Consider the following 12,441-nt stretch of genomic DNA (forward strand, 5'->3'; position numbering starts at 1 on the left):
CCAACTAGTGGTCCAAAAGACTGCATTGTAAGTTAGGATATATGTTGTTTACGTCTTCTCTTTATAGAATAGGGTAAGTTTGTTATCAGACTGTTAAGACAATGTTATTTATGCGTTAAATTTTTTCATGTTGTTGCATATGAAAATAAACTTTCATTATAATAAACATATAACGTTTTAATGATGTCGATAAAGGGGCGGTTATGAAGTGAGAATTGATTTGCATACACATGCTAAATGGTCAAAAAATATTGAATTTTCCTATGAATATTTTCGAACTATGATGAAGGAGGCCAGTGAAAATCAGTTGGATGCCATAGCATTAACGGAGCATTTCAACACACATCGGTTCTACGATATTTACGATATGTTAGACCGTCATTGCCGATATGTTGAGGATTATTATATTGTTGAAGGGATAAAGGTATTTCCCGGAATGGAAGTTGATGTGGCCGAGAAGGGGCATATTCTGTTGATCGGAACGAGGGAGAGTATCGTTAAGGTCCGCTCGAGACTGGAAGGACATACAACGGAAGGTAACTATATTGGAATGGATCCATTGCTGGATCTGAGTGATGAGCACGGTTGTGTTAGTATTGGGGCTCACCCGTTTCGCGATTTGAATCCTCTGTACCATATGAAGCGGGAAGTGCTGGAGCGATTGGATGCCTTCGATTTGAACGGTAGGGATTTACATCATTATGGACTGAATATGGAGGGAAAGGTAAACGCTCTGGCAGAGCTTATCGGATTACCGGTCATCACGGGCAGTGATACACATCAGCCATTGCAATTCGGAAGTGTGTATAATCAATTTGAACAACGTTGTGACACGATTGATCAGTTGCGTAATGCCATACGGTTAGGGGCTTATGACTATCACATTTCGCAACATCTTCATTCGAAGGTGAAATCGGCTGAGGTAGAACAGGCGAGATATAAGATGAATATGTAATCATGATCTGTGTTAACATAACGCATAGGCTATAACAGAATTTTATGAAAACCAAAAATTTTCATCGTGCAAGACCTACATCAAAGGGGGAACTATGAGTGTTTAAGATTTTGATCCTAATATTTGTTATTCAGATTGTGTACGTATCGGCTTTCACCTTACGTATGATATTGACCTTGAAAGGCCAGAAGTATATAGCTGCTTTAATTAGTACATTGGAAGTAACGATTTATGTGTTAGGTTTGAATCTAGTTCTGTCATATTTAGATCACTTTGCAAGTTTAGCTGTTTATGCGATTGGTTATGCCTTGGGTGTGCTGGTAGGATCATGGATCGAGGAGAAGCTTGCGCTTGGATATATCACATTAAAGGTAATCAGCAACAAACCGGATGAGCAAATGGCGCAAGTAATACGTGAAGCGGGCTATGGGGTAACTTCTTGGCTCGGACAAGGACGAGATGGAGATCGACTTATTATGGAGATATTGGCTAGACGCAAAAATCAAAAGCATCTGAACGATTTGATTATTAGTCTCGATCCGAAAGCATTTGTTATCTTCCATGAACCGAATCAAATCCACGGGGGATTTTGGACGAAGGCGATCAAACGATAGATATACTAGAACCCAGATCTCTTATTGTAAAAATACCTACGTCCAATTCACTTCAATTCCCGATGCATATAAGATCATCGGGAATAATATATCGTACTACTCCATTCCTTAGTCTTCTGATTTATTGATGTATTCATTTGGTGTATCATCGTCTGTCGGATTATTATTCTTGATTTGACTCAATCGGCCGCTTTTTAATTCACCACCATGGACCTTAGCAGGACTTTGGTTATTATTGTCGTTTCTGTAATGTCCATTGGGATCTTGACCATCGGGTTTTGTCATGATCGTTCCTCCTTCGTAAGCTTATTGGTATTCAAGCATAAGCTTTATGATTGAAAGCATGGCTTATCGTTTGCAATTCTGAGCTATTTATACATAAGCGTTTCAAATGAATGACAAGGTGACATCATGAATCAAAGAAGGACCGTTTCGTCACCATAATTGGTGCTGAAACGGTCCCTTCGTACGCTTGAAAGTGCAATTCAATAAGGATCGGAAGTCTCCTACTCCTTCTATAGCGCTTCTTTGATCACCTTCTTATAATGAAACACGGATAATATGCCAAAGATCGAATACAGTGCAGTATATAGCACCATCACCATAATCATCGGTGTCCAAAGCTCTGTGCCGAACATGAACCATCCTGATTGGACGGCGAAATAGCTATGGAGTAGCCCGACGACTAGTGGAATTCCGAAATTAAAGAGTTGTTTCATTTGAATTCCTTTTAACAAATCACCCTGTGTGAATCCGAGTTTTCTTAGAATGGTATAACTGGCCTTTTCATCTTCACTCTCATCCATTTGTTTGAAATACAGAATACATCCGGATGTAATCAGAAAGGTTAGACCTAGGAATCCCACGATAAACATAATGAGTCCCATCGTTTGTTTCTGGTTGTTACTCATTCCTAATTGAGAATCATAGGCGCGCTTAGTATCGAATCCTAGTCCTTTAAAAAGTTCATTTGCCTCTTTAATATGACCTTTATCTTTAATATCAATTCCGATATATACGGTAGAGTCCTTTTGAATGGCTAGATCGATATCCATTTTCAAACGTTCAAATATGGCTTCGTCCACAATAGCAACAGGCAAGCCACCACCCGTGAAATACCCTGAAACAGGGGAAGCTATATTGATACTTTTATACTGTTGCGGAATAACGTCATGCTGACCCTTTAATTCAATGAATCCAGAATCCTTCATAGACATCATTTGCTGTAGCATTCCACTAGATCCAGTAAAAGCAGTCTCATCCGCAGACAGTTCGATACTTTGGAGCGAATGTTCACTAATCACTGGCATAGTCATGATATTCGGATCAAAGAGCATGCCTTCCGCATTCATCTCTAATATGTTCTCTACATTGACATCTACTTGAATGACATCAATCATTTGATCGGTATACTGTATTCCATTGATGTCCAAGGCATCTTTAAATGCTTGGGCATCTAGGGTATCGGTAATTGAGAAATCTGCTGGAACATAAGTCTTCGCCGACTTCTCAGCAGAGTAGTACGAGATATAACTTAAAGACAACAAACCAATTGCAAGGGCAGATACCGTCGTAATAATGGTTAATAATACGGCATTGGATTTCATGCGGAACATAATGGATGACAGGGACAATACTTCATTAATATTTAAGTAACCGTTTTTCTTCTTGCGGATGATATTAAATATAAAAGTGACAGATCCTTTATAGAAAAGATAAGTCCCGATGATGACAGACGCTAGAATAAAGATCATTGCACCTAATAGTTCATTCATCGTTATGAAGTCTCCGCTAAACAATTTCGATGATATATAATAGCCCAGAAGGATGAATACAATGCCAACAATTCCAATGATCATTTCAAGGAAGGAGACCCTTTTTACTTTTCCTTCTGTTACAGATCTCACTCTAAATAAGGAAAGAATACTTTGCCTTTTGATAAACACCATATTCATCAACATAATCAAGAGGTAGATCACACCAAAGACAATCAGTGTCTGAATGAGCGCTTGGGTAGAGAACTGAAGCGTTGCGATAGCTTCGACCCCTACAATTTTAAATAAAATCATGATGATTAACTTTGAAACGGAAAAACCGACAAAGATTCCCACAGTGATGGAGCCGAAATAAAGGATGAAATTCTCAGCCGTAAGGATACGGAAGATCTTGTTCTTGGTCATCCCTATTAATTGAAATAGGCCAATTTCCTTGCTACGTCGTTTGATGAAAATATTGTTGGCGTATAAAAGAAAAATAGAAACGATAGCCACAAGTAGGACAGAGGCCGCTTTAATCGCAGCACCTCCTTTAATTGATCCTGCGGTTTCATCCATGGATGGGTCGTACTGCAACGTGACAAATGCGAAATAAAGGGCAGCGCTAAAGATTAAGGCGAATACATAGAGGTAATAATTCTTCAGATTCTTCCGCAGATTGCGAAAGATGAGTTCGTTAATGCTCATTCTGCACCCCGCCTAATACACTTTGTGTTTTCATGATGTCTTTAAAGAAGGCTTGCCTTGTTTCCTCGCCTTTATTTAATTGTGTATAAATTTGTCCGTCTTTAATGAAGATGACTCTACTACAATAACTAGCGGCTACAGAATCATGAGTTACCATAATAATCGTTGCTTTTCGTTTCTGATTTAAATCGCTCATCTTGTTTAATAAATCAGAAGCAGATTTGGAATCAAGAGCACCGGTCGGTTCGTCAGCAAAAATGATACTCGGTTCATGAATGAAAGCCCGTGCGGCGGAAGTACGCTGCTTTTGCCCTCCGGAGATTTCATTGGGATACTTATTTCGTATATCAGCAATGCCCAATTCGGTCGCAACCGCATCAAACTTCCGTTCAGCTTCTTTCCTCGGCGTCTTTGTAATGGATAACGGTAGAAGGATGTTTTCTTTGACTGTCAGCGTATCTAGTAAGTTATATTCTTGAAAAATAAAACCTAAATGGTTCTTACGAAATTCAGCTAATTGCTTCTCCTTCATACCAGAGATCTCTCTTCCTTCGATCTTGATCGTACCGTTACTAATCTTATCAATCGAAGAGAGAACGTTAAGCAATGTTGTCTTCCCGGAACCTGATGCGCCCATAATACTAACGAATTCACCCTCTTCAATAACAAGATCTAGACCACTTAACACTTCTTGTTTATTGAACTTATTGCCATAACTCTTATGAATTTTATTTGCTTCTAGAATAACGATATCGAACAACTCCCTTTTCTTTGTACTCAATATCCTTATTATAAAAGGGTTCGTCTTTCTTATCCTTCGATTGATGTAACAAAACACATAAGCATGTGACATTGTTGTCACACGCCTGTGATATGAACGAATTCATTCTTTTGTGGAAAAGTGCATGTGAACGTCGTTCCAACGCCAAGTTCTGATTGTACATGGATTTGGATGAGTAATGACTTCGCAGCTTTGTGTGCTAAATATAACCCCATGCCTGTTGCCGTATTGTCTTGATGTAGGGCCGTTGATGTGAATCCTTTATCGAATATGCGAGAAATATCTCTAGGGTCAATGCCACGACCACTGTCTTTCACCTCAAGAATTGTCTGATCACCTCGTCTATAACTGTTAATGATGATGTCAGATGCTGAGCTATATTTCACCGCATTTGTTAAGAGCTGTCTGAGGATAAAGGCCAGCCATTTCGCATCACTAAGCACTTCCAGTACTTCTAAATTGAGGTCAAGGCCGATTCCTTTGTGAATACACCAGGATTGTAATGTTTTGATCTCATCGAAAATAATAGTTTCTAAATCGGTATGTTCAATATACAAATCATTCTCAATAAATGGGATACGTCGTTGATGGAGCTGTTGATCAAGCAGAAGATGAATTCGCAGCCATTCATAGGTTAAATGAGTCTTCATCGTTTCATCGTCTATACGGTCAATCATTAAGTGCATAGCTGTCAGCGGTGTCTTCACTTCATGGATCCAAGCTAGGATGTCATCTTTCTCCTGTTCTAACGTCATAAGATTGTGCGAGGCAGCTTGTTTCAATAGTTCAGCTTGATCCGTCATGCTTTGTTCAATCATATGCTCGAAGGGACTGTCTGGACTAGCTATGCTCGTTAAATCTAGATTGTTGTCTCGTTCTTCTAAGCTCTTATAGAATCGGGTTTCTTTGTTGTAGCGCACAATGAAGAAACTCGAAAAAAGAATCATGGATAGAAAAACAAGATAGAGTGTGGATTGGAATGGGATCGTTGAATCGTAAAAAGAGACAAAGAGGATAAGTAGTTGCAGAAGTATAAAGAGCATGATCCAGCTACGTCTTTCCACGAGATACTTTTTAATCATATCCATTTGCCTCTTCAGTAGCCATATAACCTTGTCCAATCTTCGTCTCAATAAATCGTCCTAACCCAAGCTCGTCCAATCTTTTTCGTAGCCGATTCACATTAACCGTCAAGGTGTTGTCGCTTACGAAACGTTTATCATCCCATAAGCTATTGATGAGAACCTCACGAGTTACAATTTTATTTTTGTTCTCAATGAGTAGCTTCAACACATAGATTTCATTCTTTGTTAGTTCAATGGATTTCGCATCATGGGTGACTGTATTTTTCTCATAATCCACCGTTGCTCCGCACCATGTTTTGAGTTCGATGGTATCCGTATTGTAATTGTATACCCGGCGAAGAATGGCTTGAACTTTGGCAATGAGCACATCGAAGTGAAAAGGCTTCTGGATATAGTCATCCGCCCCAAGCTGCATAGACATCACGATATCCGTTGGGTGATCACGAGAGGATAAGAATATGATCGGAATGTTAGAATGGGATCGAATCATTCTGCACCAATGAAACCCATCGAATTTAGGTAATTGAATGTCAATAATGACTAAATCAGGCTTAATGTCTGTAAATTCTCGAATGACGTTACTGAAATCAGTAATCCCATATACATCATAAGACCAATGAGCTAATCGATCCTTGATCTCATGAAATAGTGTTGTGTCATCTTCAATTAATAAGAGTTTAAACAAATGATTTCACCTGCCCTTCACAGTAAATGTTACTTAGGTATGCGTAGGCATACCTATTATAAATAAGAGGATGTACAATGAGGCCGCAAAGTCATTATAACAAATGAAGTTGTCATATTGAAAAGGATAGCTTATAACAAAAGACACCGACTGGTCACATGATACTCTAATCCTTATATTTCCGCTGAAACGGTCCCTTTTTTTGTTCTCAATGAATAGTTTGAGTATATCGATTTCTTTCTTTATAATGAGATTTCTAGATTAGTATCACAATAAATAAATGAAATACTTCATAAAACGGCAAACCATTTCTATTGAAATGCGTTACACTATAGAAGTAATTAATTTGATCTATATATATGATCGAAATGGACAAGCTGGCAGTAATATGTCCTATATATTTAGAAAATTATATTAAATTTATAAGGAAAAGGGACTAGATAATGAAACTTAACAAACTTCTTGTCAATAAAAGAACGATATATCTTATTATTGTCTCTATTGTTGCACTGAGTATCCTAACAAGTGTTAAGCTATATAGCTCTTACTATACTACTAATAAATCCGCGCAAGTTGCACTCGCCAAGCAGTATATTGGAATGGCTGAGAATATCGCAGCTGGATTGGATAAGGTTGCCTACGAAAGGTTTCTATTAACCAAACAAGATGGTGAAGATCGTCAGGGAATAAGCCTATATTTAGAACAATATCGTTATAGAATGAATGCGACTTACATCTATGTTTTAATGTTAGACGAGACGGATGTCTCCAAAGTTATGATTACTGGATTAAATTCAACAACAGTGGATTTTCCAATAGGTATACCTTGCACGGTTCCTTCTGAACAAGTGAGGCAGGCTAAGGATGGTAAAAGTTATTATACGGATATCATTAAGGATGATCATAACGGCTCTTACTTATCTATTGGGGTACCATTTTATAGTGATAATGGGGCAATACTTGGCGTGATTGGAATTGATATTGATGCCAAGGAATTAGAACAAGTAAGTAAACAAGTTGTGAAGAGCAATCTTTTTATCTATGTTATTGATATATTGTTTGCTATCGTATTGTTGATGGTAGTATTTATATTGAACAAATGGTATAAGGCACGGTTCAGAAGAGACCTGGAACAAACAGAAGAGATGTACATCTCTGAACTTGGAAAAGTGATAGATACGATCAAATCAAGCAGACATGACATGATGAATCATCTCCAAGTACTAAGTGGATTAATGCACTTGAAGTTGTACGACAAAGTGAACGATTATTTAAAACAGCTGACGAAAGAATCCAAAGTTTCAGAGATGTCGTTACGAATTAAGAATCCGATTCTAATGGTATTATTCCAAAGTAAGTGGGAACTTGCACAGACTAAAAACATACAAATGAACTTTGAAGTCGATCAAGATAATTATACTAGGGTAGCGTCTATGGACTTGGCGAGAATCTATTCTAATCTTCTGGATAATGCGATCGAAGCAACGGAGTCGTACTTTGGGGACCAACCTAAACAAATTCATGTCACATGCAAAATAGTTGAAGCGAAATATATATTCACCGTAGAGAACCCAGCCGAACTTACGACCAAAGAACAAAAAAATCTATTTCAATATGGATATACAACCAAGGAAAGTACCGGAATTCCAAGAGGTAATGGATTAATGATTATTATGAGAACAGTTGAGTTATACAAGGGCGATATCGATTGTCATTATGAAAAAGATAAAGTTATTATTCAGATTACGATGTAGGAGTTGAATAAGAATGAGGCGCATCACAATTTTGGTAGCTGATGATGAGGCAGAGATTGCGGACCTAATAGCTTTACATTTAAAAAAAGAGGGGTACGATATCATCACCGCATCGGATGGGAAAGAAGCGCTTCAAGCGATTCAATCTCAATCGGTAGACTTAGCTATATTAGATATTATGATGCCTGAACTAGATGGTTATGAAGTCACCCGTCAAATTCGAGAGCAACATCATATGCCGATCATCTTTCTAAGTGCCAAGACCTCTGACCTCGATAAGATCACAGGTCTAGTGATGGGGGCAGATGATTACATGACCAAACCGTTCAATCCTATGGAACTGGTTGCGCGTGTTAATTCTCAATTAAGACGTTCTATGGAATTTAATCAACCGATTCACACGAATAAATCTGTATTGGAAGCGGGTGGATTAACCATTAGTCCTGATCAACATACCGTTACCCTTTATGGTGAACCTATTGAGTTAACACCCAAAGAGTTTGATATTTTGTATCTACTTGCGGGTCATCCGAAGATCGTCTTTAGTGTGGAAAGTATTTTCCAACAAGTGTGGGGCGAAGCCTATTATGAAAGTGGTAATAATACGGTTATGGTGCATATTCGCACTTTACGAAAAAAGCTTGGTGAAGATAAAAATAAAAGTAAATTCATCAAAACCATTTGGGGTGTGGGGTATACATTCAATGGATAAAAAGAAGCGAAGCTTTCGGACTAGAATGATTGTGTTATTGGGATTAAGCATGCTTTTGTCAGGGATCATCACCTATGCGGTCTATAAAATGCTACAACTTTATTATGCTGGGGTTCGGGCGGAAGATCCACTGGCTCGTTATCGCCTGATGATGTACAATGTTGGGGATATTTACTTTTTTCTAATTATATTTATCCCGTTAGCTATTCTTTTCTTCTTTTTGTTGACCAAACCTTATGCGGCCTATTTCAATGAAATCTCCAAGGGGATTCATCATCTTGCCAATGGGGATTTCAAGAATCGTGTTCATATCCCCTCTAATGATGAGTTCAGGGAAATTGCAGAGGAGCTTAATATAGCTAGTGAAAAACTGCAAGAGGCTGTAGAAAGAGGAGAATTCGCAGAGAGCAGTAAGGATCAATTGGTCGTCAATCTGGCTCATGATTTGCGGACACCACTAACTTCCGTGTTGGGTTATTTAGATTGGATTCTTAAAGATGAACATCTAACAGAGGAACAAATCAGGCATTATACAACCATTGCCTTTACCAAGTCCCAGCGTTTAGAAAAGCTTATTGATGGATTATTCGATATCACTAGAATGAACTACGGCATGTTACCCGTGGAAAAAGAAAAGATAGATATAAGTGAACTTCTTCTGCAGTTAAATGAGGAATTGTATCCTGTATTTGAGAAAAGTGGCGTTGTAGCCAGATTGAATATTACACCTAACTTGTGCATTGATGGCGACGGGGAACTATTGGCCCGTGTGTTCGAGAATCTTCTGACCAATGCTACTCGTTATGGAAGGGATGGTCAGTTTGTAGATATCAACTGCTATCTTGATGGGGGACAAGTGGTGATTCAGGTGGTCAACTACGGTGGGAATATCTCTCCAGAAGAATTACCTCATATCTTCGAGATGTATTATACAAGTGACAGAGCGCGGACACATCAAGAAGGCAGTACAGGTCTTGGCTTGTTCATTGCGAAGAATATTGTAGAGCAGCATAACGGAACCATTTCTGTTGAAAGTAATGTGGTACGCACAATATTTGAAGTACATTTGCCACAAGAAAGTGCACAATGACGAGATACAGAACAATGTCGTGTTCATATATTTAAGAAAAACTTAATTATTGTCCCACTTTTATTTAAACAGTTTTCTTTATCCTTAAGAGTAGATAAGGGGTTAAGGAGGAAATTGTGGATGAAGAAGTGGGTCTTTTTGGTGATTATTATATTGTTATTAGGGATCAAAGCTATAAATATAGCACCAAGCACTCAAGGGACTAACGAGGTTGCTAATGAAGAGCATATTACGATAGACGTTACACAAGATCAGATGTATCAAGGGGACTTATTGTTGGTTAACAAGGAGTATCCTGTTCACCAAGATAGCGTGAAATCGGATATCGTACGTTTATCTGGGCAAAAAGATTTGGTACAGGGTTATGGCTTGCTACATTCAAATATTGAACTGTCAAAGCGTGTGACACAAAAGTTTCTGAAGATGGTAGAGGCTGCTCGCAAGGAAGGAGTCAATCATTTCCTGATCAGTAGTGGTTATCGAGGTTTTGAAGAACAAGAGTTGCTTTATCAAGAAAAGGGCTCTGATTATGCTTTGCCTGCGGGCTATAGTGAACACAATTTAGGATTATCCCTTGATATTGGATCTACACAAATGGAGATGAGTAAAGCACCTGAGGGGAAATGGTTGCAAGAGAATGCTTGGAAGTACGGATTTATTTTACGTTATCCCAAGGATAAAACCGCTGTTACAGGTATTCAATATGAACCGTGGCACTTTCGCTATGTCGGTCTGCCTCACAGTGCCATTATGCAGAAGAATAATGATACGTTGGAAGAATATTTAGATTCTTTGAAAGAACGAGGGAGTATCTCGATGATGATAGAGGGTAAGGAATATGATGTTTCTTATCAACCTGTTTCTCGCAATACATCTATTGAAGTCCCTGCGAATCGTCACTATGAGATATCAGGAAACAACATAGATGGCGTCATTGTAACTGTACACGAGTGAAATACATATTTGAATAATAACGGGGTGATGATATCAAATTGAAACCTATGAAATTAATGATGAAAGTTGTGCTAGTGCTAGCATTTGTCGTTTATCTGTATCTATTAATCAAGTTAATTCTATTTAAGATGGGCCCTGTAAGTATATCATCGCTGTTCTATCAACTTCAGCGAACATTACAGAACCCCGACATGATCTTCAATCGACATGGGAACTACACTCCGTTTAAGGAAATCTCAAGAGGGATTCAGAGTATGTCCATCTATGATCCATTCTCAATGACTAATGTCGTAGGGAATATTATAGCATTTATCCCGTTAGGCATATTCATACCTATGATTGTCAGTAAAAGGGGTGCGTCATTTATAGGCGTATTCGTGCTATCTCTACTCTTAAGTTTATGTTTCGAAGTTACACAACTCGTGTTGTATATTGGAACATTCGATGTGGATGACCTCATTCTAAATACAAGCGGCGGAATCATTGGATATGGTGTATTTAAAATAGGGATATACGGTTCTACGCTACAAATTTATAATAAGAATGTAATATAGTCTGTAAAAAAATTAGCTATATGTTGATTATTCCAACGCTTACTTCTGTATTCATATTTCTCTCACTAGCTAATGTTCGAATGCTGTAAGCGATAAAGAATTGAGCAGCGTAGTAGGTTATCATGATAAGCACACTTGAATATGCCACGGGGGATACAAAGAGGTTCCATGACAAAATAGAATCGGAGATCGTAAATAAAATGCTTCCGATGATAGCCCATTTGTGACCGGTCATAATAGCGGACCATGTCATCAAGGAAATGACGCTAATATAAAGAAGGACAGGTACGACTAAGGATTCATTGCTGTCTCTTATCAACGCGTGAATAATCTTCCAACCGATGAATGAGCCATACATGACAAGCGGGACGATTGTTATGAATCTAAGCTTTGAGAATTTCCAGTTATAGAGAAATCCCATCATATAGAACAGATGTCCAATAAGGAATGCGGATAATCCAACGACAAACCAATCTAGCAGCCCATCGCCTAGCATACAGAAGAATAATCCGATGAGTAGCAACCAATGATAACGCTTTTTAGGAGTAGGAGTTTGAAAGTATGCAAACACGATGATGAGCCACATCGGAATTAACTTGAATAGGAGTTTGACGGCGTGTGGGTCCGAGGGAATAACGAAAATATAAAGTGAACTCATAAGTAAAATAAGTGCAGGTAATCGATACATTCTCAAAGAAAGGACTCCTTTTTTTTGAATGAATTTTTTGGAAATTTCCTTCTGTTGAACTTTATCATAACTAATGTGATATATCTAGCATTGCTGACTTTTGAATG

At 38.3% G+C, this 12,441-nt stretch carries 13 protein-coding genes; 7 read left to right on the top strand and 6 right to left on the bottom strand.

Translation table 11 applies throughout. From position 1 onward, the window contains the following. Positions 1–208: 208 nt before the first annotated feature. Positions 209–955, top strand: a complete 747-nt coding sequence (locus tag AC1TO9_RS09065; protein ID WP_482058955.1) for a PHP-associated domain-containing protein — start codon at positions 209–211, stop codon at positions 953–955. Between the two features lie 98 nt (positions 956–1,053). Further along, a complete protein-coding gene (locus AC1TO9_RS09070; RefSeq protein ID WP_482055839.1) occupies positions 1,054–1,569 on the top strand; it encodes a DUF2179 domain-containing protein in 516 nt (171 codons plus the stop codon). 108 nt (positions 1,570–1,677) lie between these two features. Here AC1TO9_RS09070 and AC1TO9_RS09075 read toward each other — a convergent pair whose 3' ends face one another. From AC1TO9_RS09075 to AC1TO9_RS09095, 5 genes are all read right to left on the bottom strand, one after another. Continuing rightward, positions 1,678–1,854, bottom strand: coding sequence for a hypothetical protein (locus AC1TO9_RS09075; RefSeq protein WP_482058956.1), 177 nt, complete (start codon positions 1,852–1,854; stop codon positions 1,678–1,680). 230 nt (positions 1,855–2,084) lie between these two features. After that, entirely contained in the window at positions 2,085–4,031 is a 1,947-nt protein-coding gene (locus tag AC1TO9_RS09080; protein ID WP_482055841.1) for an FtsX-like permease family protein, read from the bottom strand. After that, positions 4,021–4,782, bottom strand: coding sequence for an ABC transporter ATP-binding protein (locus AC1TO9_RS09085; protein ID WP_482059144.1), 762 nt, complete (start codon positions 4,780–4,782; stop codon positions 4,021–4,023). The genes AC1TO9_RS09080 and AC1TO9_RS09085 overlap by 11 nt, the downstream gene beginning before the upstream one ends. 107 nt (positions 4,783–4,889) lie before the next feature. Then, on the bottom strand, positions 4,890–5,894 hold the full coding sequence (locus AC1TO9_RS09090) for a sensor histidine kinase (protein WP_482055842.1): 1,005 nt from the start codon (positions 5,892–5,894) through the stop codon (positions 4,890–4,892). After that, positions 5,887–6,582 (bottom strand): response regulator, encoded by a 696-nt coding sequence (locus AC1TO9_RS09095; protein ID WP_482055843.1) that lies wholly within the window; start codon positions 6,580–6,582, stop codon positions 5,887–5,889. Before AC1TO9_RS09095 ends, AC1TO9_RS09090 begins: the two co-directional genes overlap by 8 nt. A gap of 443 nt (positions 6,583–7,025) precedes the next feature. Between AC1TO9_RS09095 and AC1TO9_RS09100 the strand changes: the two genes are divergently transcribed. The 5 genes from AC1TO9_RS09100 to AC1TO9_RS09120 all read left to right on the top strand — a co-directional run bounded on the left by AC1TO9_RS09100 (position 7,026) and on the right by AC1TO9_RS09120 (position 11,646). Next, positions 7,026–8,336, top strand: coding sequence for a Spo0B domain-containing protein (locus tag AC1TO9_RS09100; protein WP_482055844.1), 1,311 nt, complete (start codon positions 7,026–7,028; stop codon positions 8,334–8,336). A 13-nt stretch (positions 8,337–8,349) separates the two neighbouring features. Continuing rightward, entirely contained in the window at positions 8,350–9,048 is a 699-nt protein-coding gene (locus AC1TO9_RS09105) for a response regulator transcription factor (protein ID WP_482058957.1), read from the top strand. Continuing rightward, the gene (locus AC1TO9_RS09110; RefSeq protein ID WP_482055846.1) at positions 9,041–10,138 is read left to right on the top strand and encodes a sensor histidine kinase; all 1,098 of its coding nucleotides are present in this window, start codon (positions 9,041–9,043) and stop codon (positions 10,136–10,138) included. The genes AC1TO9_RS09105 and AC1TO9_RS09110 overlap by 8 nt, the downstream gene beginning before the upstream one ends. Positions 10,139–10,258: 120 nt before the next feature. Next, positions 10,259–11,092 (top strand): M15 family metallopeptidase, encoded by an 834-nt coding sequence (locus tag AC1TO9_RS09115; protein ID WP_482058958.1) that lies wholly within the window; start codon positions 10,259–10,261, stop codon positions 11,090–11,092. Positions 11,093–11,148: 56 nt separating this feature from the next. After that, a complete protein-coding gene (locus AC1TO9_RS09120; RefSeq protein WP_482058959.1) occupies positions 11,149–11,646 on the top strand; it encodes a VanZ family protein in 498 nt (165 codons plus the stop codon). 16 nt (positions 11,647–11,662) lie between these two features. Here AC1TO9_RS09120 and AC1TO9_RS09125 read toward each other — a convergent pair whose 3' ends face one another. Next, positions 11,663–12,340 (bottom strand): lysoplasmalogenase, encoded by a 678-nt coding sequence (locus AC1TO9_RS09125; protein ID WP_482058960.1) that lies wholly within the window; start codon positions 12,338–12,340, stop codon positions 11,663–11,665. Between the last annotated feature and the right edge of the window lie 101 nt (positions 12,341–12,441).

The sequence above is a fragment of the Paenibacillus sp. Y916 genome, assembly GCF_056786435.1.